Origin of the sequence: Pseudomonas monachiensis, from assembly GCF_047345015.1 — a bacterium.
In the GTDB taxonomy this organism is placed as follows: Bacteria; Pseudomonadota; Gammaproteobacteria; order Pseudomonadales; family Pseudomonadaceae; genus Aquipseudomonas; species Aquipseudomonas monachiensis.
In genome coordinates this window covers 4999967-5026887 of sequence record NZ_CP178857.1, presented here as the reverse complement: position 1 = coordinate 5026887, position 26921 = coordinate 4999967, and the positions used below count along the sequence as shown (strand labels likewise).

Genomic DNA, 26921 nt, shown 5'->3' with positions numbered 1-26921 from the left:
GGCCTATGAAAGACTAGCGGCCGTTTCCATGTCCAATTTTAATTTTGCGCGCGGCCTCAAGGCTGCGTGATTCGAGTGCCCATGCCTGCCATCGATCACCCGCTGATAGACCAATTCCTCGATGCCCTGTGGCTGGAGAAAGGCCTTTCCGATAACACCCGCGATGCCTATCGCAGTGACCTGGCGCTGTTCAACGGCTGGCTGCAGGACAAAGGGCTGGAGCTGGTCAATGCCGGGCGCGAGTTGATACTCGACCACCTGGCCTGGCGTCTGGAGCAAAACTACAAGCCTCGTTCCACTGCGCGCTTTCTCTCGGGGGTGCGTGGCTTTTATCGTTACCTGCTGCGGGAAAAGATGATCTCGGTCGATCCGACATTGCGCGTTGATATGCCGCAACTCGGCAGGCCGCTGCCAAAGTCCTTGTCCGAGGCGGATGTGGAAGCCTTGCTGAAGGCGCCCGATTTGAGCGAGGCCATCGGCCAGCGCGACCGGGCCATGCTTGAAGTGCTGTATGCCTGTGGTTTGCGGGTGACCGAGCTGATCAGCCTCACCCTGGAGCAAGTCAATTTGCGTCAAGGCGTGTTGCGAGTGATGGGCAAGGGCAGCAAGGAGCGGCTGGTGCCGATGGGCGAGGAGGCGATTGTCTGGGTCGAGCGCTATATGCGTGATGCCCGCAGCGAACTGCTTGGCGGGCGTCCCAGCGATGTGTTGTTCCCGAGCCAGCGTGGCGAGCAGATGACCCGCCAGACCTTCTGGCACCGGATCAAGCACCAGGCCAAGGTGGCGGGGATCGGCAAGTCGCTGTCGCCACACACCTTGCGCCATGCCTTCGCCACGCACCTGCTCAACCACGGCGCAGACCTGCGGGTGGTGCAGATGCTGCTGGGGCACAGCGATTTATCGACGACGCAGATCTACACCCATGTTGCCCGAGCGCGTTTGCAGGATCTGCATGCCAGGCATCACCCCCGGGGTTGACCGAAAAACCTGTGGGATTGTGCAGCCACAAATGTCTTGCATCAGGTGCATTCGGCCCTGCGGACCTTATGTGATAGGCTGGGCCGGTTTGCACGATGGGCGGTTATGACCCGGTGTTTCGGCACGGGCGTTCTGATCGTCCCATATGTTCGCCTTCAGGAGTTCTCATGCGTCTGACCCAGATTTTCGCCGCCGCAGCCATTGCGTTGGTCAGCACCTTTGCCGTCGCCGATGACGCGGCCGACAAAGCCATTCGTAAAAGCCTGGAAAACCTCCAGCTCGAAGTGCCGGTAGAGACCATCACCGCCAGCCCGTTGCCAGGCCTGTACGAAGTCAAGCTCAAGGGCAGCCGTGTGCTGTACGCCAGCGCCGACGGCCAGTACGTGGTCCAGGGCTACCTGTTCGATCTCAAGGACGGCAAGCCGGTCAACCTGACCGAGAAGACCGAGCGCCTGGGCATCTCCAAACTGATCAACAACATTCCGGTTGCCGAAACCGTTGTCTACCCGGCCATTGGCGAAACCAAGTCGCACATCACCGTATTCACCGACACCACCTGCCCGTACTGCCACAAGCTGCACGCCGAAGTGCCTGAGCTGAACAAGCGCGGCATCGAAGTGCGTTACGTCGCGTTCCCGCGCCAGGGCCTGGGCTCGCCGGGTGACGAGCAACTGCAAGCGGTGTGGTGCTCGAAAGACAAGAAAGCGGCCATGGACAAAATGGTCGACGGAAAGGAAATCAAGGCCGCCAAGTGCGATAACCCGGTTTCCAAACAGTTCGCACTCGGCCAGTCGATCGGCGTGAATGGCACACCGGCCATCGTTTTGGCCGACGGTCAGGTCATTCCGGGCTACCAGCCTGCGCCACAAGTCGCCAAACTGGCGCTGGGCGCGAAGTAAATTCGCATCGTCACGGCGAGCCTTGACGATCATGGTCCGGCAGCGACATTCGCCGGGCCATCAATAGAGAGCCGCGAGCATGCGGTTGTTTTCACGGCCGGCCTCGAGTCGGCCGTTTTATGGGGAGTTCACAGTGAAACCGGTCAAAGTAGGCATCTGTGGGTTAGGAACCGTCGGTGGCGGTACCTTCAACGTACTTCAGCGCAACGCCGAGGAAATTGCTCGTCGTGCCGGGCGTGGGATCGAAGTGGCACAAATTGCCATGCGCACGTCAAAGCCTCAGTTCCAAACGACCGGTATTGCGATTACCAACGATGTCTTCGAAGTGGCCACGAACCCTGAGATCGACATCGTTATAGAGCTGATGGGCGGCTACACCGTTGCCCGCGAGCTGGTACTCAAGGCCATCGAGAATGGCAAGCATGTGGTCACCGCGAACAAGGCGCTTATCGCCGTTCACGGTAATGAAATTTTCGCCAAGGCCCGCGAGAAGGGCGTGATCGTTGCGTTCGAAGCGGCGGTGGCCGGTGGCATCCCGGTGATCAAGGCGATCCGCGAAGGCCTGTCCGCCAACCGCATCAACTGGGTGGCCGGCATCATCAACGGCACGGGCAACTTCATCCTCACGGAAATGCGCGAGAAGGGTCGCACCTTCGAAGACGTATTGGCCGAAGCCCAGGCCCTGGGTTACGCCGAAGCCGATCCGACCTTCGACGTCGAGGGTATCGACGCGGCTCACAAGCTGACGATCCTGGCTTCGATTGCGTTCGGTATTCCGCTGCAATTCGACAAGGCCTACACCGAAGGCATCACCAAGCTGACCACCGCCGACGTGAACTACGCCGAAGCGCTGGGTTACCGCATCAAGCACCTGGGCGTGGCGCGCAGCACCGCGGCCGGTATCGAACTGCGCGTGCACCCGACGCTGATCCCGGCCGATCGCCTGATCGCCAACGTCAACGGCGTGATGAACGCGGTGATGGTCAACGGCGATGCTGCCGGTTCGACCCTGTTCTACGGCGCTGGCGCCGGCATGGAGCCGACTGCTTCGTCGGTGATCGCCGACCTGGTGGACGTGGTCCGCGCCATGACCTCCGACCCGGAGAACCGCGTGCCGCACCTGGCGTTCCAGCCGGACTCGCTGTCGGCTCACCCGATCCTGCCGATCGAAGCCTGCGAAAGCGCCTACTACCTGCGTATCCAGGCCAAGGACCATCCGGGCGTATTGGCTCAGGTCGCGAGCATCCTCTCGGAGCGCGGCATCAACATCGAGTCGATCATGCAGAAGGAAGCCGAGGAGCACGACGGCCTGGTGCCGATGATCCTGCTGACCCACCGCGTGCTGGAACAGCACATCAACGATGCCATCGCTGCTTTGGAAGCCTTGGCGGGTGTGGTCGGTCCGGTTGTACGGATCCGTGTCGAGCACCTGAACTAAGCCGATATCGTTGACCGGGCTCGCTTGCGGGCCCGGCACTACGAACACTGTCCATTGGAGTCAGTCATGCGTTACATCAGTACCCGCGGCCAGGCACCGGCCCTGAATTTCGAAGACGTCCTGCTGGCAGGCCTTGCCACCGACGGCGGTCTGTACGTCCCGGAAAACCTGCCACGTTTCACCCAGGAAGAAATCGCCTCCTGGGCCGGCCTGCCATATCACGAGCTGGCTTTTCGCGTCATGCGCCCGTTCGTCACCGGCAGCATTCCGGACGCCGATTTCAAAAAGATTCTTGAAGAAACCTACGGCGTGTTCGCCCACAGCGCTGTTGCGCCGCTGCGTCAGCTGAACGGCAACGAATGGGTGCTGGAGCTGTTCCACGGCCCGACCCTGGCGTTCAAGGACTTCGCCCTGCAACTGCTGGGTCGCCTGCTCGACTACGTGCTGGAAAAGCGCGGCGAGCGCGTGGTGATCGTCGGTGCAACCTCCGGTGACACCGGTTCGGCCGCCATCGAAGGCTGCAAGCACTGCGAAAACGTCGACATCTTCATCCTGCACCCGCACAACCGGGTGTCCGAAGTGCAGCGTCGGCAGATGACCACCATCTTCGGTGAGAACATCCACAACATCGCCATCGAAGGTAACTTCGATGATTGCCAGGAAATGGTCAAGGCGAGCTTCGCCGACCAGGGCTTCCTCAAGGGCACTCGCCTGGTCGCGGTGAACTCGATCAACTGGGCGCGGATCATGGCCCAGATCGTTTACTACTTCCACGCAGCGCTGCAACTGGGCGGCCCGGCGCGTTCGGTGTCGTTCTCGGTGCCGACCGGCAACTTCGGCGACATCTTCGCCGGTTACCTGGCGCGCAACATGGGCCTGCCGATCAACCAGTTGATCGTCGCCACCAACCGCAACGACATCCTGCACCGCTTCATGAGCGGCAACCAGTACGTCAAGGAAACCCTGCACGCCACGCTGTCGCCATCCATGGATATCATGGTGTCGTCGAACTTCGAACGCCTGCTGTTCGACCTGCACGGTCGCAACGGCGCGGCCATCGCCGGGCTGATGGATTCGTTCAAGCAGGGCGGCGGTTTCAGCGTCGAGCAAGAACGCTGGACCGAAGCCCGCAAGTTGTTCGACTCGCTGGCCGTGGATGACGCGCAAACCTGCGAAACCATCGCCGAAGTCTACGAGCAGACTGGCGAAGTGCTGGATCCGCACACTGCCATTGGCGTGAAAGCTGCGCGGGAATGCCGTCGCAGCCTGGACATTCCAATGGTGATCCTGGGCACCGCCCACCCGGTCAAATTCCCGGACGCGGTGGAAAAAGCCGGTGTAGGAAAAGCTCTTGAACTGCCAGTACATCTTTCTGATTTGTTTGAGCGAGACGAACGTTGCACCGTATTGCCAAATGACCTGAAGGCCGTGCAGGCCTTTGTCAGTAAGCATGGCAACCGTGGCAAGCCCCTGTAACCGGTCAGCGCTGTTACATTTTGAAGCCCGTCTCCTGACGGGCTTTTTCATTTCTGCATGCACACTTGTCGTGTTATCGCCGCGAAGGGACAGGCGAATGGATCACCAAGGACGTGGGAATGCTGTTTACAAGTGTGTTCAAGCCAGTCGCGCGCTGGCTGATTTTATTCGGCATGCTGGGAATCGCCGAATGGGGCGGGGCGAACCCTGCGTCGATTCAGGAGCGTGGAAAGCCTGTCGCACGCTCAATGGTCGTGCTGGATGACCAGGAGTTGCAGTGGATGGCCAGCCATCCACGGGTCGTGGTCACGGCACTGGAATACCCGTTGTACCTGTTCAAGGATGAACAAGGCCAATGGACGGGCTTGAACAGTGACCTGCTCAAGCGCATCAGTGAGATGACGGGGTTGCAGTTCGTTTACCAGGAGTCTTTCTCCACCGACCAGATGCTGGCCCATCTGGAAAACGGCGCTGCGGATTTGAGTACGACGCTGGCGATGAATGACGAACGCAATGCGTTTCTCGATTTCAGCCATGCATTCGGCGGTGCAGGATGGGTCTTTGTCGGGCGGGCCGGGGCACCGCCGGTGCAAACGCTGGAGGATATGGCGAAGCGGGTACTGGTGCTGCCGACCCGGCATGCACTGGAAGCGGTGATCCGTCGCGATTATCCAGCCATCGAATTGCGTTCGGTTAAAACCCACGCCGAAGCCCGTGCATGGGTTGAAAGCGATGAAGCCTACGTCACCATCGAGAACGAAATCGGCGCCCGGCTTTTTCCGTCGGGGCGGTTGCAGGTCGGGGCTGTGGTACCGGGTAAATGGGATGCGGATTATCTGACGTTGCGCAAAGGCCAGCCGCAGCTGTTGAGTATCCTCAATAAGGCGCTTGAGGCGTTTTCTGAACAGGAGTTGCGCGGCCTTCGCCTGAAGTGGTTCGGCGGCGCTACCGTGCCACAGGCGCCTGACCTCTGGCAGCGGATTGACCAGTGGGTTTGCTGGGGCGTGTTGGTGGTCGGCCTGTTCGGTCTGTTGTCCCTGCTCTGGAACCGACGGTTGGCGGTGGTGGTCAGGCAACGGGTCGAGGCCCAAAGCAATCTGCGCGATCAACTCGCTTTCCAGCATGCCCTGATGGATGCCATGCCTGACCCGATGTTTGTCCGTGATCTGCAAGGGTGCTTGATCATGTGCAACAAAAGTTATGAGGACGCCTTGTCGACGCGTTTTGACCGGATGCAGGGGCGGCAGTTGATTGAGGTCGACGCCATGCCCAGGCAAACCGCGGAACTGCTGCATGCCGAGTACATGGCGCAATTGAGTTCACGCAGGACGCGCTTTTTCGAGCGTCAATTGATGTTCAAGGACGGAGTCAGGGATATCTACCAGTGGACGGTGCCGTTTTACACGGCCGATGGCCAGCTACGGGGATTGCTGGGGGGATGGGCCGACATCGCCCGGCGCACCCGACAGGCGTGATGATGGCGTTTTTTCTCTGTCATGTTCGCCGTGCATGCTCACTTGACTGGGTTGCAGGTTCGCCTGCGGTCAGTATCCAGAACTTTCTTCTCGGGCCAGCGGTCATTTGTTGTAGGCATGCCCCAGGCACGTTGTTTTCGGACTATTGAGTGGTGATCGGGATGGAAAGTATCAGTCTGTTGCTCGGTGAGGCGCTGAGCCCGTATCAGGTTACGTTGACCCCGTCAGGCATTCGTGGCGAATGCCGGGTGACCCTGAAGAATGCTATGGGCGCCACCGTTGTCGAGCGCGAGTTCAATCAGGCCCAGTTGAATGACAAACGCTTGCTGACGGATGTGGTCGACGGTTTGCATCGCGACGTGCTGATTGCTGAAGGACGTCTTGAGCCTTGTGTCATTGCGGCATTGCGTAATGCGGCGCAGGACAAGCTGCTGGCCAGTCGCAACTGAAAGGTTATTTGCGGGAACCTTCCCGCGCCCAGGTCAGTCAGACTTTGTAACAGCAGGATCAAGCATTGTGCTCCGGTGCTTGTAGCTTGCTGCTACTGGTCTCCAAACAGACCACGTTTAACCCCGAGTCGTCTCCCCACTTCTCGGGGTTTCTTTTGCCCGGGATTTGTCAGGGGGATGCCAGGTCGTCGAAAAACGCCTTGGTATCTTTCAGGTAATCGTTGCGACTCTCCGGATCCAGCCAGGCGGCGTAGGCCTCGTCAAGGCGTTCACGGGGAAGGGTGCGCAGCACCTGGTTGATCTCGACAATGGCCTGCCGGCCCTTTGGCGTGTCGGTGCAACCGATGTAACCGGACAGGTATTTGCCCGCGCCACGGATCGGATAGAACTGCAATTCATCCTCGGCAATGCCTTGCAGAGAGGCCTGGTAGCGAATTTCCGGGCGATAACCCAACAGCAGGCGCAAGCGTCCCAGGCGCTGCATCTGCAGCAGGCTGCCCAAGGCGTCGTTACCGTAATGAGCGGTCAGCGCGTCGGCCGGCGCTTGCTTGAGCAGTGCGTCGAGGTATTCGCCGTAATTGCGCTCGGCAATGATCCCCAGTTTTTCGCTGCCGCTGGCGAGCAGTGCTGCCAGGTCCACTTCGCCGTCCTTGATAAAAGGGGCCAGCGCTTTCTGGTCGACGCGCCGCACGGCCAGGCCATTACTCATGGCACGGAAGACCGGGATGGAAAAGGCGATCCACTGTTCCCGTTCCTTGCTCCAGTTCAGCGCCGCATCGCAGACGAGGGACGGCTCGTGGAGCATTTGCAATCCGCGTGCGCGATTGACCCTCATCACGCTGTGCTGGTATTGCGGCATGCTGGCAATCAACAGTGGAAGCAGTTGATCGATTACGCCCTGGCCTTTTTTCGGCCCCTCGAAGATCGTCAGTGGCGGCAGGTTGCGCTTGAGCCAGATCAGGGTTTCCCTGGTTTGCGCCAGGGCTGAGGGGACCGGTTCAAGGAGCAGAAGCGAAATCGCCAGCACGCACAGCAGCCACCCGCCGCGTGACGGGCAGGGTCCAATGTCCCATGCAGGCAGGCGCCTCAGTTCAGATGGCTCCGTCTTTGCGCAATTGTGCGATCTGCGTCGCGTCATAGCCAAGTTCCTGGAGTACCTGTGCGTTGTGCTCACCCAGTTGTGGCCCGACCCATTCACATTCCCCGGGTGTCTCTGAGAGTTTCGGCACAATGCCCGGCATCTTGAAGTCTTTGCCGTCCGGCAGCTTGGCTTGCAGGAACATTTCCCGTGCCAGGTACTGAGGGTCATTGAACATGTCTTCGGCGCTGAAGATCCGGCTGGCCGGCACTTCGGCCTGATTGAGCTGCGCCAGCACCGTGTCGAGCGGCAGCGAATTGACCCAGCGATCGATGACGCCATAAATCTCGTCGCGTCGGGCATCGCGGCCATCGTTGCTGGCAAGCTGGGTGTCGTTGGCCAGGTCTTCGCGGCCAATGATCAGCATGAAGCGTTTGAAAATCGCGTCGCCATTGGCGCCTATCTGCACGTGCTTGCCATCGGCACTGGTGTGGATCGAGGACGGAGTGATGCCGGGCATGATATTGCCCGTGCGTTCGCGGATGAAGCCGAACACGTCGAACTCCGGGACCATGCTTTCCATCATCGCGAAGATGGCTTCGTACAGCGCCACGTCCACCACTTGCCCCTGGCCGCCGTTGACTTCACGATGACGCAGGGCCATCAACGCGCCGATCACGCCCCAGAGCGCGGCAATCGAGTCGCCGATGGAAATGCCGGTGCGCACCGGTGGGCGGTCTTCGAAGCCGGTGATGTAGCGCAGCCCCCCCATGGATTCACCGACAGCGCCAAAGCCGGGCTGATCCTTCATCGGGCCGGTCTGGCCGAAACCCGACAGCCGCACCATGACCAGCTTCGGGTTCAGGGCGTGCAGGACGTCCCAGCCCAGGCCGAGTTTTTCCAGGACGCCGGGGCGAAAGTTTTCGATCAGGATGTCTGCCTCACCCAGCAGCTGTTTCAGGATCGCCTGACCATCGGGATGCTTGAGATTGAGGGTCAGGGACTTTTTGTTGCGAGCCTGGACGAACCACCACAACGAAGTACCTTCATACAACTTGCGCCATTTGCGCAATGGATCACCGCCGTCCGGGGATTCGATCTTGATCACGTCGGCACCGAATTCAGCGCAAATGCGCGAGGCAAACGGGCCGGCAATCAATGTGCCCAATTCGATGACTTTCAGACCGGAAAGCGGTTTGGCGGTGAACGGCATGCTGGATCCTGTGGGGCAAAGGTTGGGCGAATAGAGCGTTTTAGCATAGCCGACTGTCCGACGCTCCAGCTTGATGGTGTTCAATTCGTGGATTGCCCGTTGCATCGGTTAGACTTGCCGCCTTTCCTCGTATCAAGAAGCCCGTTCATGGCCCAGCCGTCCACGACCTACAAGTTTGAACTGAACCTCACCGACCTCGACCGCAGCGTCTATGAGAGCGTGAAGCAGACCATCGCCCGTCATCCTTCGGAAACCGAAGAGCGCATGACCGTGCGCCTGCTGGCCTACGCCCTCTGGTACAACGAGCAGCTGTCTTTTGGCCGTGGTCTGTCAGAAGTGGATGAACCGGCCTTGTGGGAAAAAAGCCTGGATGACCGCGTCCTGCACTGGATCGAAGTCGGCCAGCCGGATGCCGAGCGCCTGACCTGGTGCTCGCGCCGCACTGAGCGTACCAGCCTGCTGGCCTATGGCAGCCTGCGTGTGTGGGAGGGCAAAGTGGTGCCGGCGGTGAAAAACCTGAAGAACGTCAACATCGCTGCCGTGCCTCAGGAAGTCCTGGAAACCCTGGCCAAAGACATGCCCCGCGTCATCAAGTGGGACGTGATGATCAGCGAAGGAACGATTTTCGTCACCGACGACCGTGGTCAGCACGAAGTCCAGCTGCAGTGGCTGGCCGGTGAGCGCGGCTGATTTTTCGCTGCTGCACCGCGTCACCCGGTCTTATCCTACGTATTGAAGAGAAGCATCTTTCACCCCATGCGCATCGAACCTCGCCAGCTGCCCGACACCCTGCCATTCCTCGGTGATATTCCGCCGCTGTTGACCCGCCTGTACGCGGCTCGGGGCGTGCTGTCCGAGGCGGAACTGGACAAGAGCCTGGCGCGGTTGATTCCGTTCCAGCAACTCAAGGGCATCGATGCGGCGGTGGATTTGCTGGTCACGGCACTTGAGCAGCGTCAGCGCATCCTGATCGTCGGCGACTTCGATGCCGACGGCGCGACGGCCAGTACCGTGGGCACGCTGGGCCTGCGTTTGCTGGGTGCGGCACATGTCGATTACCTGGTGCCCAACCGATTCGACTACGGCTACGGCCTGACGCCGGAAATCGTCGCGGTGGCGCTCGAGCGTCAGCCGCATTTACTGATTACCGTCGACAACGGCATCTCCAGCGTCGAAGGCGTGGCAGCGGCGAAAAAGGCCGGGCTCAAGGTGCTCGTCACCGATCACCACTTGCCCGGTGACGAACTGCCGCTGGCCGATGCCATCGTCAATCCGAACCAGCCCGGTTGCGAGTTTCCGAGCAAGGCGCTGGCCGGCGTCGGGGTGATTTTCTACGTGCTGATGGCCCTGCGCGCGCGGCTGCGCGAGCTGGGCTGGTACACAAGCACGCCGCAGCCGAATATCGGCGAACTGCTCGACCTGGTGGCTCTGGGCAGCGTGGCCGATGTGGTGCCGCTGGATGCCAACAACCGGATTCTGGTGCATCAGGGCCTGGAACGGATTCGCGCCGGACGTGCCCGGCCGGGGATCAAGGCGATCCTGGAAGTGGCCAAGCGCGATCATGCGCGCATCACCTCCACTGACCTGGGTTTCATTGTCGGGCCACGCCTGAACGCTGCAGGGCGCCTTGACGATATGAGCCTGGGCATCGAGTGCCTGCTGACCGAAGACGCCGGTCTGGCCCGTGAGATGGCGGCGCAACTGGACGGCATGAACCAGGATCGCAAATCCATCGAACAAGGCATGCAGCGCGAAGCGCTGGCACAGCTCAAGGATCTGCCGGTGGAGTCGATGCCGTTCGGCTTGTGCCTGTTCGATCCCGAGTGGCACCAGGGGGTCATCGGTATCCTCGCGTCACGGATGAAAGAGCGCTATTTCCGCCCGACCATCGCCTTTGCCGATGCCGGGGATGGTTTGCTCAAGGGCTCGGGGCGTTCGGTCCAGGGCTTTCACATCCGCGACGCCTTGAGCGTGGTGGCGGCGCAGCATCCGAATCTGATCACCAAATACGGTGGGCACGCGATGGCGGCCGGCCTGACGCTGCCGGAAGCGAATTTCCCCTTGTTCGCCGAAGCCTTCGACGCTGAAGTGCGCCGGCAACTGCGCGAAGAAGACCTGACGGGCCGTCTGTTGTCGGACGGCACCCTGGCGGTGGAAGAGTTCCACCTGGAACTGGCACGTGCCCTGCGGCATGCCGGCCCTTGGGGTCAGCACTTCCCGGAGCCGTTGTTTCATGGGGTATTCCAGTTGGTCGAGCAGCGTGTCGTTGGCGAGCGGCACCTTAAAGTCGTGCTCAAAAGTGAGTGTGGTTCGGTGAAACTCGACGGCATTGCCTTCGGGATCGACCGCGACATCTGGCCGAATCCGACCATCAAGTGGGTGGAACTGGCCTACAAGCTCGACCTCAACGAGTTTCGTGGCAACGAGACGGTTCAATTGATGATTGCCCACATCGAACCGCGATAGTGCGTTAAAGATCAAAAGATCGCAGCCTTCGGCAGCTCCTACAAAGGCATGACGTACACCTGTAGGAGCTGCCGAAGGCTGCGATCTTTTCTTGAACCCTCCACTGATCTCCGATGTCGACTAGGCTCTAAGCACTGCTTGATTTTGGCCTTGTGACGTCTTGTCGAATTTTTTGCCCGCGGGGGCGGGTGTTGTACCTTTTTCCTGTCACTCGTCGACTATTCAAACAGAACCTGGAGCCTGCCCACTGATTCGAGAGGTGCCCCATGAGTCTGCTGCTTGAACCCTTTACCCTTCGCCAATTGACCCTGCCCAACCGCATCGCGGTATCGCCGATGTGCCAGTACTCCAGTGCCGATGGCCTGGCCAATGACTGGCACCTTGTCCACCTCGGCAGCCGCGCTGTCGGCGGGGCCGGGCTGGTGTTTACCGAAGCCACGGCGGTCACCGCCGACGGGCGTATCACGGCCGAGGACCTCGGTCTTTGGAATGACGAACAGATCGAACCCCTGCAACGTATCACCCGCTTTATCACCGCCCAGGGCGCCGTTGCCGGCATTCAGCTGGCTCATGCCGGGCGTAAGGCAAGCACCTACCGGCCGTGGCTCGGCAAGCATGGCAGCGTCAAGCCCGATGAAGGCGGCTGGGTGCCGGTCGGCCCTTCACCGATTGCATTCGATCCACAGCACACCCAACCCAGGCAACTCGATGACGGCGAGATCGCCAAGGTCATCCAGGCCTTTGTCGATGCGGCAAAGCGCTCACTGACGGCCGGTTTCAAGGTGGTCGAAGTGCATGCGGCCCATGGTTACCTGCTGCATCAGTTCCTGTCACCGTTGAGCAATCAGCGTCGCGATCAATATGGCGGTTCGTTCGAAAATCGCATTCGGCTGGTGCTGCAAGTCACCGAAGCGGTGCGTGCGGTGTGGCCTGAAGAGTTGCCGGTGTTTGTCCGGGTATCGGCCACCGACTGGGTGGAAGACGGCTGGAACCCCGATGAAACCGTGGAGCTGGCACGACGCCTCAAGGCCCTGGGGGTCGACCTGATCGACGTCTCGTCGGGCGGGACGGCGGTGAATGCGGAGATTCCCACTGGGCCGGGTTACCAGACCCGCTTCGCCGAGCGGGTGCGCAAGGAGTCGGGCATGGCCACCGGTACGGTCGGCATGATCACCGAGCCGGCCCAGGCCGAGCACATCCTGCGCACCTGTCAGGCGGACATCATCTTCCTCGCTCGTGAGTTGTTGCGCGATCCGTACTGGGCGCTGCACGCGGATGACGATCTGGGCGGGCACAAGGCTGTATGGCCGGCGCAGTATCAGCGGGCGACTCACCGTGAGCAGCCGATTCATGAATCGGATTTGCGCGACTGAAATCCATCGATACGAAAAAGCCCCTGAATCGCGAGATTCAGGGGCTTTTGTTTATGCCGGTGACCGATCAGGCCGCTTCGATCTTGCTGCGATTCTTTTCGACCTGGCTCAGGTAGCCCTTGAGCTTTTCCTGTTCGGCCGTCGTCGTGAACAAGCCGAGCTTGCTGCGACGCCAGAGGATGTCGTGGGCGCTGGTGGCCCATTCTTCGCTGCACAGATAGTCGACTTCGCGGGTGTAGAGACCGCCGCCGATGTGCTCGCCCATATCGCCGAGGTCCTGTACGCCTTCGAGCATGCGCCAGGTACGGCTGCCGTAGGTGGTGGCCCAGCGGCGCGCGATCTCGCTCGGTACCCAGTCGAATTTGTCGCGGATACGCGAGCTCAAGGCTTGCGGGGTGGTCATGTCTTCACCGCCCGGCAGCGTGGCGCTGGCGGTCCAGCTTGGCTTGATGTGCTTGAAGTAGGGTGCCAGTTGCGCCAGTGCCGACTCGGCCAGTTTGCGATAGGTGGTGAGCTTGCCGCCGAACACCGACAGCAACGGAGCCTCTTCGCCAGTGCCAGACAGCGCCAGGGTGTAATCGCGGGTCACGGCCGACGGGTTGTCGGACTCGTCGTTGCACAGCGGACGCACACCTGAATAGCTGTGCAGAATGTCGTCGCGGCTAATTTGCTTTTTGAAATGGGCGTTGACTACGTTCAACAGGTAATCGGTTTCGCCGTCGGTAATTGCCACTTTCGCCGGATCGCCGGTGTATTCGCGGTCGGTGGTGCCGATCAGGGTGAAGTGATTCAGGTACGGAATGGTGAACACGATGCGCTGATCTTCGTTTTGCAGGATGTGCGCGTGTTCGCCTTCGTACAGTTTCGGCACGATCAGGTGGCTGCCCTGGATCAGGCGGATGCCGTATGGCGACTCCATCTTCAAGTCATCACGAATGAACCTGGCGACCCATGGCCCGGCCGCGTTCACCAGTGCCTTGGCGCGGATCGAAAACAGGCTGCCGTCGGCGCGTTCCAGGTGCAGGTGCCACAGACCCTTGGTGCGGCGTGCGCTGACGCAGCGGGTCTGGGTATGAACGTGGGCGCCTTTTTCCCTGGCGGCCATGGCGTTCAACACCACCAGGCGCGCGTCATCGACCCAGCAATCTGAGTATTCGAAGCCCTTGGTGATCTCGCTTTTGAGCGCGCTGTCGGGGCCGAACTTCAGGCTTTTCGAACCTTGCAGTTGCTCGCGCTTGCCCAGGTTGTCATAGAGGAACAGACCGGCACGAATCATCCAGGCAGGGCGCAGGTGCGGGCGGTGCGGCAACACGAAACGCATTTGCTTGACGATGTGCGGAGCCTTCGCCAACAGCACTTCACGTTCGGCCAGGGCTTCGCGCACCAGGCGGAATTCGTAATGTTCGAGGTAGCGCAGGCCGCCGTGGATCAGCTTGCTGCTGGCCGACGAGGTATGGCTGGCCAGGTCATCCTTTTCACAAAGGAACACCGAAAGACCGCGACCGGCGGCATCCGCTGCGATCCCCACGCCATTGATCCCGCCACCGATGACGGCGATATCGTAGACCTCGGCGAGAGGGGGCGTAGGCAAGGTGGAAGTGGGCATCGGCACGGCCTCGGAATTCTTTGATGTTCTGTATTTGAATTCGAACATTAATGTTCATTTGCGAAAATACTAGCCCATAAAGACGCGCACAGCCAGTCAGATTCGATTGAAAATACTCATCGAAGGGCGGTTAAAGGAAAATTTACGAACATAAAAGCAAAAGATCGCCCGAGCGCGGGGCGATCTTTTAAGACTGGGAAGGGGTTAAACGACTTCCAGCCGAACCTTGTGCTGGTTCAACAACTGCGCCAGCGCCGGGGAAGGCTGCTGATCGGTGACCAGGCAATCAACCAGGCTGATCGGCCCCAAGCGAATCATGGCGTTGCGCCCGAACTTGCTGGAGTCGGCCGCGAGGATCACTTGCCGGGCATTGGCGATGATCGCCTGGGATACCCGCACTTCCTGATAGTCGAAGTCCAGCAGGCTGCCGTCTTCATCGATGCCGCTGATGCCGACCAGGGCGAAGTCGACCTTGAACTGGTTGATGAAGTCGACACTGGCCTGACCGACCACGCCGCCGTCACGCCGTACATTGCCACCGGTCAGCAGTACGTCGAAGTCGTCCTTGGCACTGAGCATGGAGGCGACGTGCAGGTTGTTGGTGATGATTTTCAGGTGGCTGTGGTTGAGCAGTGCCCGGGCAATGGACTCGGTGGTCGTGCCGATGTTGATGAACAACGAGGCATGGTCGGGAATCTGTGTGGCAATGGCTTCGCCGATACGCTGTTTCTCGTCGCGCATCTGATCGGCGCGCATGGCGTAGGCGGTGTTTTCAACGCTGGAGTCGTAAGCCGCGCCGCCGTGGTAGCGACGCAACAAATTGGCTTCCGCGAGCTGATTGATGTCGCGGCGAATGGTCTGCGGGGTTACTACGAACAGAGTGGCCATTTCCTCGATGCTGACATAGCCGCGTTCGCGGACCAGTTCGAGGATTTGCTGCTGACGGGGAGGCAGATTCATGGGGCGTCCTTTGGGCTGCCGTGCAAAATTTGCCCATGATGCCGCAGGAATCCCCTCCCTACCAGTTACATACAGATACGGGAACTGGAGTTCGCTTATTCAGCCTCGTCTTCAGCCGCCCAATTTCGGGTGCGGCTGACCGCTTTTTTCCATCCTGCGTAGAGTTTTTCCTTCGCCGTTTCATCCAGCGTCGGCTCGAACTTGCGCTCGATCACGGCCTTGCCGCGCAACTCTTCCAGGCTACCCCAGAAGCCACAGGCCAGGCCTGCCAGGTAAGCCGCGCCCAGTGCCGTGGTTTCACGCATTTGCGGACGCTCGACCTGCGTGCCGAGGATGTCGGCCTGGAACTGCATGAGGAAGTTGTTGGCCACAGCGCCGCCATCCACGCGCAGGGCCTTGAGGCGTTCGCCGGAGTCCTGCTGCATGGCGTCGAGCACGTCGCGGGTCTGGTAGGCAATCGACTCCAGCGCGGCACGAATGATGTGATCCACGCGTACGCCGCGGGTCAGGCCGAACAGTGCTCCACGGGCGTACGGGTCCCAGTAGGGAGCGCCAAGACCGGTAAAGGCCGGCACCAGGTACACGCCGTTGCTGTCCTTGACCTTGTTGGCGAAGTATTCGGTGTCGTGGGCGTCGTTGATGATTTTCAGTTCGTCACGCAGCCACTGCACGGTAGAACCGCCGTTGAACACTGCGCCTTCGAGCGCGTAAGCGACTTCGCCACGTGGGCCGCAAGCGATGGTGGTGAGCATGCCGTGTCGGGATTTCACCGCTTTGTCGCCGGTGTTCATCAACAGGAAGCAGCCAGTGCCGTAGGTGTTTTTCGCCTGGCCTGGCTCGACGCACATCTGGCCGAACAGGGCGGCTTGCTGGTCGCCAGCGATGCCGCCGATGGCGATTCCGCTTTTGGTGCGGCCATAAATTTCCGAGGACGATTTAACTTCCGGAAGCATTTCGCGCGGAATATCCAGCACTTCCAGCATCTTCGCGTCCCACTCCAGGGTGTGGATGTTGAAGAGCATGGTGCGCGAAGCGTTGGTGTAGTCGGTGACATGCACCTTGCCGCCGGTAAATTTCCAGATCAGCCAGCTGTCGACCGTGCCGAATAGCAGCTCACCGTTGCGCGCGCGTTCGCGGCTGCCTTCGACGTTGTCGAGGATCCACTTGAGCTTGGTACCGGAGAAATATGGGTCGGTGACCAGGCCGGTGGTATCGCTGATGTATTGCTCGTGGCCATCGCGCTTGAGTTGCTGGCAGATCTCGGTGCTGCGGCGGCACTGCCAGACGATCGCGTTGTAGATCGGGCGGCCGGTGTTCTTGTCCCAGACCACGGTGGTTTCGCGCTGGTTGGTGATGCCGATGGCTGCCACCTGGTCGTGGTGCAGGCCGGCTTGCGCCAGGGCCTCGACCATCACGGCGCTTTGGGTGGCGAAGATTTCCATCGGATCGTGTTCGACCCAACCGGCTTGCGGGTAATGCTGCGCGAACTCCCGTTGGGCGGTGCAGACCACGTTCGCGTCGCGATCGAAAATGATTGCGCGGGAGCTGGTCGTACCCTGATCGAGGGCAATGATGTAGTTCTTATTCTGTGTGTCGGTCATGTCGATTGCCTTGGACGAAATAAGGGAGTGAGGTCTGGCGCGCGATCAAAGGGCAGTGGCACGCGCCAACGGAATCAAGAAGTTCTGGGTTTGCCGTCAATGGCAGCTGTTGCATCCTTTGTAGCAGGTACGGCGCTGGGCAGATGGCGGGCAATCAACCCGCGATAGGCGGCGGCACCGAGGCAGGCACCGACAATCGGTGCAAAAACAGGAATCAGGAAATACGGGATATCGCGTCCGCCGGTGAAGGAAATTTCACCCCAGCCAGCGAAGAAAGTCATCAGTTTCGGACCGAAGTCCCGCGCAGGGTTCATGGCAAAACCGGTCAGCGGTCCCATCGAACTGCCGATCACCGCAATCAGCAGGCCGATCAGCAGCGGTGCCAACGGGCCTTTGGGCAGGCCATTATTGTCATCGGTCAGGGACATGATCACGCCCATCAGGATGGCCGTGATGATCACCTCGACCAGAAATGCCTGGGCGGTGGTCAGCACAGGATTCGGAAAGGTGGAGAACACGGAGGCCAATTCAAGGCTGGCTTGAGTGCCGCGAACCATGTGGTGAGTTTGTTCGAATTCGAAAAATAGATTGCTGTAGAGGGTGTAGACCAACAACGCTCCACAGAAGGCGCCCGCCACCTGGGCAAGTATGTAGAAAGGCAATTTACGTTTTTCGAAGTCCGCGAAAATGCTCAGGGCAATGCTGACGGCGGGGTTCAGATGAGCACCGGAAACTCCGGCGGTAAGGTAGATCGCCATGCTGACGCCGACGCCCCAGATAATGCTGATTTCCCACAAGCCAAAACTGGCACCCGCGACCTTGAGCGCGGCAACACAACCTGTACCAAAAAAAATTAGCAGCGCCGTACCCAGGAACTCGGCCATGCATTGGCTCGAGAGCGACGGTTGTTGTAAAGCAATTGTCATTGAAACCTCTTTTTTTTGTTGTCTGGCGCTTTTTTCCATCATGGTCGGAGCGCGTTTTTCGCCGAGGCAGGATCCCCATCCTGGTCGCGGTTTACTGCTGGGTGCAGCGGTAGGACGTTTCGTACAGTTTCATAAACGAAAAAATATAGACAAGAAACGCTGCTGTCAAAGGTCGAAAGTGAACCGTCGGTCACAAAAAAACTATTCGCTGTATGAATGAACGGGTTGTTGAGGAATGGGATGGCCAGGCAATGGCGTTATGGATACGCCGCCGTAGAGCCTTTTAATGATCAATGTCCTAGAATCGGGCGCAGTATTTTTCTACTGTCGCCCAGTCTGGAGCTGTCATGACCCCCGCATTGGATTTGTTGAAAAAGGTTCGGGCCGAACATCGCGTACACAGTTACGAACATGACCCGAAGGCCGCCTCCTACGGATTGGAAGCGGCGGAAAAACTCGGGCTCGATCCGGCTCAGGTGTTCAAGACCTTGCTGGCGGCCAGTGAAAAGGGCGAGTTGCTGGTGGCCGTGGTGCCGGTTGTCGGCAGCCTGGACTTGAAAGGACTGGCCCACGCCGCGGGCGTGAAAAAGGTCGAAATGGCCGACCCGGCAGCAGCGCAGCGCTCCACTGGATATCTGTTGGGCGGGATCAGTCCGCTGGGGCAGAAAAAGCGTTTGCGTACCTTCATTGATAATTCGGCCCAGCCCTTCGCCAGCATTTTTGTCAGTGCGGGTCGACGTGGGCTGGAAGTCGAGCTGGCACCGGCAGTGCTGGCCGAACACACCCAGGCGAAGTTTGCCGATATCGGCCGTGCGTGAGCCTCTAAGCGGGTGCAGCTCTGTATGGTGAAAATCAGCCTGCTCTGTCACTGGTGCCAGTTGGGCCAGCGCGGCATGCTCGACGGTCTGACAAAGGGAGAAGGTTATGCAGCTTGAGTTTCATCAGGTCGACGCGTTCAGCAATCAGTCATTCAGCGGCAATCCGGCAATGGTCTATCGGCTCGATACCTGGCTCGCCGATGAGCTGATGCAAAAGATTGCCGCTGAGCACAACCTCGCCGAGACGGCGTTTGTCGTGCGTGAAGGGCAGGGCTGGCACATCCGTTGGTTTACGCCGACCACCGAGGTGCCATTGTGCGGTCACGCGACGCTGGCTAGCGCCCATGTGCTGTTCGAGATCTATAAAGAGCCCGTCGAGCGACTGGACTTCACCTGCAAGTCCGGCCCGTTGAGCGTGACCCGTGAAGGTGGGCGCCTGTGGCTGGATTTCCCGGCGATCACTGCGTCGCCGGTGAACGTAATCCCGGACATCGAGCGTGCACTGGGCGTGAAAGCTCTCGAGGTACTGGCTTCGAATGAGCTATTCGTGGTGCTGGAGTCCGAGCAAGCCGTGCTCGACTGCAAGCCGGACATGGTGGCCCTGGCGAAACTGCCATGGCTGGGCGCCATCGTGACGGCGCGGGGCGAGCAGCACGATTTCGTGTCCCGTTATTTCGCGCCGGCAATCGGCATCAACGAAGATCCGGTCACCGGATCGACCCATTGCCTTCTGATTCCGTACTGGTCAAAGCGTTTGGGTAAATCGAGCCTGACGGCTTTTCAGCGTTCGGCGCGGGGTGGGGCGTTGTTCTGCCAACTGGAAGGCGATCGGGTGAAGATCGGCGGGCATGCGACGCTCGTAGCAAGCGGAACGCTGATGCTGGGTTAACGCAAATCCAGTGTGGGAGCGGGCTTGCTCGCGAATGCGGACTGTCAGTCAACATCATCATTGGCTGACACACCGCCTTCGCGAGCAAGCCCGCTCCCACAATTGTTTCGTGTGTATCAGTTGGCGGTGCTGTAGCGGCGGACACCGGATTCAGCCACCGGAATCTGCGCCGCCGTGCTGCCGGAAGCCTGGAACAGCACCAGGTGTTCAGCCGCGACACGAATACCCACTTGCGCTCCAACCTGACGATCGACATGGCTCGGGAAGATCGATTCCAGCTGTGCGCCAGTCGGCAGTTGCAATCGATACAGGGTCGATGCACCCAGGAACGTCTTGCCGGAAATTCGCGCCTTCAGTGCGCTGTCCGGCGCATAGACGATATCGTCCGGGCGCAGCAGCACGTCCACGGCGCCGCCTACCGGCCAGGTGTAGGCCCGATTGCCGCGCAACTCACCCAGCTCGGTTTGCACCGACTCGGGGCTGCTCAACTGACCGCGAATGAAATAGCCCTGGCCGATGAAACTCGCGACAAAGGGTGTCAGGGGTTCGTGATACAGGTTGTAGGGCGTATCCCACTGTTCCAGGCGACCTTCCTTGAACACGCCAACGTGGTCGCTGACCGCGAAGGCTTCTTCCTGGTCGTGAGTCACCAGAATCGCGCTGGTGCCACGGGCCTTGAGGATGTCGCGTACTTCATGGCTGAGCTTGCGGCGCAATTCGCCATCAAGGTTGGAGAACGGTTCGTCGAGCAGCAGCAGTTGCGGTTCTGGCGCCAGGGCGCGGGCCAGGGCGACACGTTGCTGCTGACCACCGGAAAGCTCGTGGGGGAAACGCTTGCCGAGGTTCTTCAGGTTGACCAGTTCCAGCAGTTCTTCGGTCACGCGATCCTTTTGCGGATGCTTGCGAATGCCGAAGGCGATGTTGTCGGCCACGCTCAAATGCGGAAACAGCGCGTAGTCCTGGAACACCATGCCGATACGACGTTTCTCCGGCGCGAGGGTGAAACCGGCGCTGGAGATGGTTTCGCCAGCCAGCTGGATTTCGCCTTCGTGAACGGGTTCGAAACCGGCAATCGCCCGCAGGGTGGTGGTCTTGCCGCAGCCCGAAGAGCCCAGCAGGCAACCGATGTCGCCTGCGTTCAGGTGCAGGTTGAGGTTCTGCACCACGCGCTGGTCTTGATAGCCGCAGGCGAGGTTGCGCAGGTTAAGCAGTAATGGCTGGCTCATGCGTGATGGTACGAAGGCGGAACGAGGAATTCGAGCAAGGCCTTTTGCGCATGTAGACGGTTTTCGGCTTGATCCCAGGCCACGGAGCGCGGGTCGTCGAGCAGGTCGACACTGATTTCCTCGCCACGGTGCGCCGGCAGGCAGTGCATGAACAGCACGTCCTCAGCGGCCAGATCGAGTAGGGCGCGGTTGACCTGATACGGTGCGAACAGTTGCAGGCGCTTGGCGGTTTCCTCTTCCTGGCCCATGGAGGTCCAGACGTCGGTGCTCACAAGGTGCGCACCACGCACGGCTTCCTTCGGATCGCGAACGATGGTGACCCGATCGCCGGCCTTGGCCAGGAACACCGGGTTGGGCTCGTAGCCTTCCGGACAGGCAACGCGCAACTGGAAGTCGAACTGGATCGCCGCTTCTATATAGCTGTTGCACATGTTGTTGCCGTCGCCGATCCAGGCCACGGTCTTGCCCTGGATGGAGCCGCGGTGTTCGAGGAAGGTCTGCATGTCTGCCAGCAACTGGCACGGGTGCAGGTCATCGGACAGGCCATTGATCAGCGGGACGCGCGAATTGGCGGCGAATTCGGTCAGGGTGCTGTGGGAAAACGTACGGATCATCACCGCATCAAGCATGCTCGACATGACAATGGCGGCGTCGCCGATCGGCTCGCCACGGCCCAGTTGGGTGTCACGGGGTGACAGGAAGATCGCCTGGCCACCGAGCTGGATCATGCCGGCTTCGAAGGAGATCCGGGTGCGGGTCGAGGATTTCTCGAAAATCATCCCGAGCACGCGGTTTTTCAGAGGCTCGAACAGTACGCCGCGGTTACGCAGGTCCTTGAGCTCAACGCCTCGACGGATCACGCTGACCAGCTCTTCGGGCGTGCAATCCATCAGGGAGAGAAAGTGCCTTGCGCTCATCATTGACTACCTTTTGCTACAAACCGCAGATGCTCAAAGCCTTGTTTAACGGAACAACGGGCGAGACCTGCGGCGTAAGCCGCACGGGGCGACGAAATAGGGGGAGGCGCGATCTTATAATTAAATGTCGCGTCTTACCAATAGGGCTACAGTTTTTAGGGAGTTTCAGAGGTGCTACGGGTTTACCGAGGTAGCGCATTTGAAGCCTGTTTCCTGATAGCAGCGGTTCATTTGTACACCGGCCCCTCGGGGCTTGGCAATCAGGCTGGGCGGCAATGGTGCGCTGACAGTCGGTTTCTGACCTGTCATTCATCAGCGCCGGGCTCGACGAGCACTGGCGCCTGATCGGCGAGCTGACCGGAGTGCATGGCCCTCACGGGCCGATTGAAACCCTTCAGGAAATCCAGTTGCAAGCGCCGCCCAGGCTGCCTTCGAACTGAACCCGGACGGCCATCGGCTGGCCTGATAACCCTCGATTCACAAGATGAACGTCGCTGGCGTGGCGGCGTCTCTGGCGCCATAGTTTTGTTTCCGCGGCCAACGTTGCCCGCCCAAAACAAGACAGAGACTGGCCATGACCAAGACTCTCCATCACCGTGCTTGCCATTTGTGCGAAGCCATCTGTGGCCTGACCATCGAAACCACCGAGGTCGAAGGCGGTAACGTCCAGATCACTTCGATCAAGGGCGACCCCCAGGATACGTTCAGCCGTGGGCACATCTGCCCCAAGGCCGTGGCGTTGCAAGACATACAGAGCGATCCGGATCGCCTGCGTCAACCGATGCAGCGAGTGGGTAATGAATGGCAGCCCATCGAGTGGGAAGCGGCATTCAATCTGGTCGCCGATCGTCTCGCCGCCATTCAGGAGCATCACGGGCAAAATGCCGTGGCGGTCTATCAGGGCAACCCGAGCGTGCACAATTACGGGCTGATGACCCACAGCAATTACTTCCTTGGCCCGCTGAAAACCCGCAACCGGTTTTCCGCCACCTCGGTCGATCAATTGCCCCATCACCTGACCAGTCATTTGATGTACGGCCACGGTTTGCTGTTGCCGATCCCGGACATCGATCACACCGATTTCATGCTGATCCTGGGCGGCAACCCGCTGGCTTCGAATGGCAGCATCATGACCGTGCCGGATGTGGAAAAGCGCTTGAAGGCGATACAGGCCCGTGGCGGCAAAGTGGTGGTAGTCGATCCGCGTCGTAGTGAGACGGCGGCGATTGCCGACCAGCACTTGTTCGTGCGCCCGGGGGGGGATGCCGCGCTGTTGTTCGGCCTGCTCAATACCTTGTTCGCTGAAGGTCTGACCCGCGACAGCCATCTGCCGGTGGACGGCCTTGAGGACGTGCGGGAGGCCGTCGCGCCGTTCACCGCCGAGGCCATGAGCCCGTTGTGCGCCGTGCCGGCCGAACAGATCCGCCAGTTGGCGCGGGACTTTGCCGCGGCGCCCAGTGCTGTCTGCTATGGCCGCATGGGCGTTTCGACCCAAGCCTTCGGTACGCTGTGCCACTGGGTGGTGCAGTTGATCAACCTGGTCACCGGCAATCTCGACCGCGTGGGTGGTGCCCTGTGTACGGAGCCAGCAGTGGACCTGGTGGCGACGACTTCGGGCGGGCATTTCAATCTGTGGCAGAGCCGGGTCTCCGGGCGTCCGGAGTACGCCGGAGAACTACCTGTCTCGGCGTTGGCCGAGGAGATGCTCACCGAAGGGGAAGGGCAAGTCCGCGCGTTGATCACCGTGGCAGGCAATCCGGTACTGTCCACACCCAATGGCCGAAAGCTTGAGCAGGCGCTGGACGGGCTGGAGTTCATGGTCAGTATCGACCTGTACATCAATGAAACCACGCGTTACGCCGACCTGATCCTGCCGTCCACATCGGCGCTGGAAAACGATCATTACGACACCACGTTCAACCTGTTCGCGGTGCGCAACGTCAGCCGTTTCAACCGCGCCATCCTCGCCAAGCCCGAAGGTGCCTTGCACGACTGGGAGATTTTCGTCGGCCTGGCCAAGGCATTTGCCGCCAGGACCGGCAAAGAATTGAAGCCCACCATTGCCCCGGCGCAAATGATCGATCGTGGCCTGCGCATGGGAATGTACGGTGACAACTCAGAGCACAAGCTGTCTCTGGCGACCTTGTTCGATCATCCCCATGGCGTCGATCTGGGCGCGCTCAAGCCTAACCTGACGCCCCGCCTGAAGACTTCCAATCAACGCATCCAGGCCGCACCGGCCGCGATTCTCGCTGACCTTGCGCGCTTCGCGGCCTTACAGGCGCCGGCTGCCGACGAGTTGTTGATGATTGGCCGCCGGCATGTACGCAGCAACAACTCATGGATGCATAACTATCATCGGTTGGTGAAAGGCAAGCCACGTCACCAGTTGCTGATGCATCCGGACGACCTGGCCAGTCGCGGGCTCAGCGACGGACAGCGTGTTCGGGTCAGCTCGCGGGTGGGCGTGATCGAAGTCGAAGTGCTTGGCAGTCTGGACATGATGAAAGGTGTGGTCAGCCTGCCTCACGGCTGGGGACACGCGCGGCCGGGCGTGCAAATGACGATTGCCAGCAGCCAGCCGGGATCGAGCGCCAACGATCTGACCGACGACTGCCAGCTTGACGAGTTGTCGGGAAATGCTGCACTCAATGGTGTGCCGGTGACCGTGGCGGCGGCTTGAATCAGTCAGACGGAGAGACCGAGCAGGGCGCTCGGCTTTCCGTTACAATGCGCCACCGTGCCGACCCATGAGTCGGAAAGTTCAGTCGAGGTGCTCCATGGATATCATCGAAACGATTAAAGAGCAGATTGCCAACAACACCATTCTGCTTTACATGAAAGGCTCGCCGAATGCCCCGCAGTGCGGCTTCTCCGCGAAAGCCGCGCAGGCCGTGATGGCATGTGGCGAAAAGTTTGCGTACGTGGACATCCTGCAGAACCCGGAAATCCGCGCCAACCTGCCTAAATACGCCAACTGGCCAACCTTCCCGCAACTGTGGGTCGGCGGTGAGCTGGTCGGCGGCAGCGACATCATGACTGAAATGGCTGCTGATGGTTCGCTGCAGAGCCTGATCAAGGACGCCGCCGCCAAGGCTGCTGCTCCAAAGACCGAAGCCTGATTCCCTTGGCTCCCCTGTAGGAGCTGCCGCAGGCTGCGATCTTTTGATCTCCAGCAATAAAAAGCCCCGCTACTCGAAAGAGTGCGGGGCTTTTTATCAAGTTCGAAAAGTTACTGCATAGTTGCCGCTGTAATCGCCAGGATCGCAGCCTGCGGCAGCTCCTACTCTTCGCCCATCTGCGATTGCAGGTAGTTCTCAAGACCCACTTTATCGATCAGGCCCAATTGGGTTTCCAGCCAGTCGATATGTTCTTCTTCGGACTCGAGGATATCTTCAAGCAGCTCACGGCTACCAAAGTCGCCAACTTTTTCGCAATGAGCGATAGCCGCTTTGAGATCGGCATGGCCGGTTTTCTCGATACGCAGGTCGCACTCCAGCATTTCCTTGGTGTGCTCGCCGATGTGCAGCTTGCCCAGGTCCTGGACGTTCGGCAGGCCTTCAAGGAACAGGATGCGCTTGATCAGCTTGTCCGCGTGCTTCATCTCGTCGATGGATTCGTGGTACTCGTGCTTGCCGAGCTTGTTCAGGCCCCAATCTTCATACATGCGCGCATGCAGGAAGTATTGATTGATCGCGACCAGCTCATTGGCAAGGATCTTGTTGAGATGCTGGATGACTGTAACGTCGCCTTTCATGATGGGGTCCTGCCCTGTATTAGCTGTCAATAGAGCTGAGTTTGAGCCGGGTATTTAATAGTGTCAAACCTAAGTTATTGAAACTTAAATGAAAATTAATCGGAATAAGAATGTTTGTGTTCCGCGTCTAGGGCATAACTAGTTGATTTTGAGGCATAAAAAAACCGGACATATGTCCGGTTCTTTGAAATTCGATATTCAAGCGGCTGTAAATTCTGCTGGAAAAGGAATCGCAGCCTGGGCCGTTTGCAGCTTGGTCAGGGTCTCGCGGACCACTTCCTTGGCGAGGCAGGCACATTTGCCGCACTGGCTGGCAACGCCGGTGGCCACACGGACTTCCTTGTAGCTGCAGCATCCTTCATAGATCGCATCGCGGATTTGACCGTCGGTGACACCAGTGCAGAGGCAAACATACATAGGGAAGGACCGTCGCTGATTGTGACTCAATTGCGATGGATCTTAATGTTAACGAGAATGATTGTCAAAGTGGTTTCAGGGCACTTTTCGTCATAAAAGGGTATGGCTGACGAACGGTCTACCTGGCAAATCGGTGAAACAAAACCGTCGGCGATTTCATCGTACGGGGAAAAACAGCTAAGCCAGCTCAAACACGCGGTGTATGATGGCCGGTCTTTTGCGACCGGGGATCGTGTCACAGGGCTGTCGCCTCAGGGTGGCAGGCTGATGCGAAACCTGTTTCTCACGTTATTACACCAGGAGATATCCAATGAGCGTACTCGTAGGCAAACAAGCCCCTGACTTCACCGTACCGGCCGTACTCGGCAATGGCGAGATCGTTGACAGCTTCACCCTGTCCTCGGCGATCAAAGGCAAATACGGCCTGGTGTTCTTCTACCCACTGGACTTCACCTTCGTTTGCCCGTCCGAGCTGATCGCTCTGGACAACCGCATGTCTGACTTCAAGGCCCGCAACGTTGAAGTGATCGCTGTTTCGATCGACTCGCACTTCACCCACAACGCATGGCGCAACACTCCAGTGAACAATGGCGGTATCGGCCAGGTTCGCTACACCATGGCTGCCGACATCAAGCAGGACATCATGAAGGCCTACGACGTTCAGTCCGCTGACGGCGTGGCTTTCCGTGGCGCGTTCCTGATCGACGACAAGGGTGTTGTCCGTTCGCAGATCATCAACGACCTGCCGCTGGGCCGTAACATGGAAGAGCTGATCCGTCTGGTCGACGCTCTGCAATTCCACGAAGCGAACGGCGAAGTCTGCCCTGCCAACTGGAAAAAAGGCGACAAAGGCATGAACGCTTCGCCAGAAGGCGTTGCCGCTTACCTGACCGAGCACGCTGCCGCTCTGTAAGGCGCACGCTCCAGCTATAAAAAGCAGGTACAAAAAAACCGGCCAT

24 protein-coding genes are annotated in these 26921 nt (G+C 59.6%); 14 read left to right on the top strand and 10 right to left on the bottom strand.

The window, feature by feature from the left end; genetic code table 11:
* Positions 1 to 81 precede the first annotated feature (81 nt).
* From xerD to ACMDB8_RS22465, 6 genes are all read left to right on the top strand, one after another.
* On the top strand, positions 82 to 978 hold the full coding sequence (xerD, locus tag ACMDB8_RS22490; RefSeq protein WP_056726159.1) for a site-specific tyrosine recombinase XerD: 897 nt from the start codon (positions 82 to 84) through the stop codon (positions 976 to 978).
* Between the two features lie 167 nt (positions 979 to 1145).
* Positions 1146 to 1877: a bifunctional protein-disulfide isomerase/oxidoreductase DsbC gene (gene dsbC, locus ACMDB8_RS22485; RefSeq protein WP_056726158.1), complete on the top strand. Its 732-nt coding sequence runs from the start codon at positions 1146 to 1148 to the stop codon at positions 1875 to 1877.
* Positions 1878 to 2010: 133 nt separating this feature from the next.
* Positions 2011 to 3315, top strand: coding sequence for a homoserine dehydrogenase (locus ACMDB8_RS22480; protein WP_409078400.1), 1305 nt, complete (start codon positions 2011 to 2013; stop codon positions 3313 to 3315).
* A 66-nt stretch (positions 3316 to 3381) separates the two neighbouring features.
* Entirely contained in the window at positions 3382 to 4791 is a 1410-nt protein-coding gene (thrC, locus tag ACMDB8_RS22475; protein ID WP_056726157.1) for a threonine synthase, read from the top strand.
* A 119-nt stretch (positions 4792 to 4910) separates the two neighbouring features.
* On the top strand, positions 4911 to 6266 hold the full coding sequence (locus tag ACMDB8_RS22470) for a transporter substrate-binding domain-containing protein (RefSeq protein WP_056726156.1): 1356 nt from the start codon (positions 4911 to 4913) through the stop codon (positions 6264 to 6266).
* 161 nt (positions 6267 to 6427) lie between these two features.
* A complete protein-coding gene (locus ACMDB8_RS22465) occupies positions 6428 to 6715 on the top strand; it encodes a DUF3509 domain-containing protein (protein ID WP_056726155.1) in 288 nt (95 codons plus the stop codon).
* 169 nt (positions 6716 to 6884) lie between these two features.
* On the opposite strand, the gene ACMDB8_RS22460 is transcribed toward ACMDB8_RS22465, so the two are convergent.
* Together ACMDB8_RS22460 and ACMDB8_RS22455 are read right to left on the bottom strand one after the other, a co-directional pair.
* The gene (locus ACMDB8_RS22460; protein ID WP_409078399.1) at positions 6885 to 7853 is read right to left on the bottom strand and encodes a TIGR02285 family protein; all 969 of its coding nucleotides are present in this window, start codon (positions 7851 to 7853) and stop codon (positions 6885 to 6887) included.
* Positions 7807 to 9006: a CaiB/BaiF CoA transferase family protein gene (locus tag ACMDB8_RS22455; RefSeq protein ID WP_056726153.1), complete on the bottom strand. Its 1200-nt coding sequence runs from the start codon at positions 9004 to 9006 to the stop codon at positions 7807 to 7809. The genes ACMDB8_RS22460 and ACMDB8_RS22455 overlap by 47 nt, the downstream gene beginning before the upstream one ends.
* Before the next feature lie 147 nt (positions 9007 to 9153).
* On the opposite strand from ACMDB8_RS22455, the gene ACMDB8_RS22450 reads away from it, so the two are divergent.
* The 3 genes from ACMDB8_RS22450 to ACMDB8_RS22440 all read left to right on the top strand — a co-directional run bounded on the left by ACMDB8_RS22450 (position 9154) and on the right by ACMDB8_RS22440 (position 12845).
* The gene (locus tag ACMDB8_RS22450; RefSeq protein WP_007971297.1) at positions 9154 to 9696 is read left to right on the top strand and encodes a YaeQ family protein; all 543 of its coding nucleotides are present in this window, start codon (positions 9154 to 9156) and stop codon (positions 9694 to 9696) included.
* Positions 9697 to 9762: 66 nt separating this feature from the next.
* A complete protein-coding gene (recJ, locus tag ACMDB8_RS22445; RefSeq protein ID WP_409078398.1) occupies positions 9763 to 11472 on the top strand; it encodes a single-stranded-DNA-specific exonuclease RecJ in 1710 nt (569 codons plus the stop codon).
* A 266-nt stretch (positions 11473 to 11738) separates the two neighbouring features.
* Positions 11739 to 12845 (top strand): NADH:flavin oxidoreductase/NADH oxidase, encoded by a 1107-nt coding sequence (locus ACMDB8_RS22440; protein WP_056726151.1) that lies wholly within the window; start codon positions 11739 to 11741, stop codon positions 12843 to 12845.
* Positions 12846 to 12912: 67 nt separating this feature from the next.
* On the opposite strand, the gene glpD is transcribed toward ACMDB8_RS22440, so the two are convergent.
* The 4 genes from glpD to ACMDB8_RS22420 form a co-directional block, all read right to left on the bottom strand.
* Positions 12913 to 14451, bottom strand: coding sequence for a glycerol-3-phosphate dehydrogenase (gene glpD / locus ACMDB8_RS22435; RefSeq protein ID WP_056726330.1), 1539 nt, complete (start codon positions 14449 to 14451; stop codon positions 12913 to 12915).
* A 204-nt stretch (positions 14452 to 14655) separates the two neighbouring features.
* Positions 14656 to 15411 carry a DeoR/GlpR family transcriptional regulator gene (locus ACMDB8_RS22430; protein WP_056726150.1) on the bottom strand — a complete coding sequence of 252 codons (756 nt, stop codon included), beginning with the start codon at positions 15409 to 15411 and terminating at the stop codon, positions 14656 to 14658.
* A gap of 95 nt (positions 15412 to 15506) precedes the next feature.
* On the bottom strand, positions 15507 to 17012 hold the full coding sequence (gene glpK, locus ACMDB8_RS22425; RefSeq protein WP_223541842.1) for a glycerol kinase GlpK: 1506 nt from the start codon (positions 17010 to 17012) through the stop codon (positions 15507 to 15509).
* A 74-nt stretch (positions 17013 to 17086) separates the two neighbouring features.
* Positions 17087 to 17938 carry an MIP/aquaporin family protein gene (locus tag ACMDB8_RS22420; RefSeq protein WP_409078431.1) on the bottom strand — a complete coding sequence of 284 codons (852 nt, stop codon included), beginning with the start codon at positions 17936 to 17938 and terminating at the stop codon, positions 17087 to 17089.
* Between the two features lie 347 nt (positions 17939 to 18285).
* On the opposite strand from ACMDB8_RS22420, the gene ybaK reads away from it, so the two are divergent.
* Both ybaK and ACMDB8_RS22410 read left to right on the top strand, forming a co-directional pair.
* A complete protein-coding gene (gene ybaK / locus ACMDB8_RS22415; protein ID WP_007971306.1) occupies positions 18286 to 18756 on the top strand; it encodes a Cys-tRNA(Pro) deacylase in 471 nt (156 codons plus the stop codon).
* Positions 18757 to 18862: 106 nt separating this feature from the next.
* The gene (locus tag ACMDB8_RS22410) at positions 18863 to 19645 is read left to right on the top strand and encodes a PhzF family phenazine biosynthesis protein (RefSeq protein ID WP_056726147.1); all 783 of its coding nucleotides are present in this window, start codon (positions 18863 to 18865) and stop codon (positions 19643 to 19645) included.
* Between the two features lie 116 nt (positions 19646 to 19761).
* Here ACMDB8_RS22410 and ACMDB8_RS22405 read toward each other — a convergent pair whose 3' ends face one another.
* Positions 19762 to 20871: an ABC transporter ATP-binding protein gene (locus ACMDB8_RS22405; RefSeq protein ID WP_056726146.1), complete on the bottom strand. Its 1110-nt coding sequence runs from the start codon at positions 20869 to 20871 to the stop codon at positions 19762 to 19764.
* Positions 20868 to 21788, bottom strand: coding sequence for an ornithine carbamoyltransferase (argF, locus tag ACMDB8_RS22400; protein ID WP_032829900.1), 921 nt, complete (start codon positions 21786 to 21788; stop codon positions 20868 to 20870). Before argF ends, ACMDB8_RS22405 begins: the two co-directional genes overlap by 4 nt.
* 574 nt (positions 21789 to 22362) lie before the next feature.
* Between argF and ACMDB8_RS22395 the strand changes: the two genes are divergently transcribed.
* Together ACMDB8_RS22395 and grxD are read left to right on the top strand one after the other, a co-directional pair.
* Positions 22363 to 24471 (top strand): molybdopterin oxidoreductase family protein, encoded by a 2109-nt coding sequence (locus ACMDB8_RS22395; RefSeq protein ID WP_409078397.1) that lies wholly within the window; start codon positions 22363 to 22365, stop codon positions 24469 to 24471.
* Between the two features lie 97 nt (positions 24472 to 24568).
* On the top strand, positions 24569 to 24910 hold the full coding sequence (gene grxD / locus ACMDB8_RS22390; protein ID WP_046042012.1) for a Grx4 family monothiol glutaredoxin: 342 nt from the start codon (positions 24569 to 24571) through the stop codon (positions 24908 to 24910).
* A 161-nt stretch (positions 24911 to 25071) separates the two neighbouring features.
* On the opposite strand, the gene bfr is transcribed toward grxD, so the two are convergent.
* Positions 25072 to 25545: a bacterioferritin gene (gene bfr, locus ACMDB8_RS22385; protein WP_056726144.1), complete on the bottom strand. Its 474-nt coding sequence runs from the start codon at positions 25543 to 25545 to the stop codon at positions 25072 to 25074.
* Positions 25546 to 25743: 198 nt separating this feature from the next.
* Positions 25744 to 25962 carry a bacterioferritin-associated ferredoxin gene (locus tag ACMDB8_RS22380; RefSeq protein ID WP_008053520.1) on the bottom strand — a complete coding sequence of 73 codons (219 nt, stop codon included), beginning with the start codon at positions 25960 to 25962 and terminating at the stop codon, positions 25744 to 25746.
* 310 nt (positions 25963 to 26272) lie between these two features.
* Between ACMDB8_RS22380 and ACMDB8_RS22375 the strand changes: the two genes are divergently transcribed.
* Positions 26273 to 26875, top strand: coding sequence for a peroxiredoxin (locus tag ACMDB8_RS22375; protein WP_056726143.1), 603 nt, complete (start codon positions 26273 to 26275; stop codon positions 26873 to 26875).
* Positions 26876 to 26921: the final 46 nt, after the last annotated feature.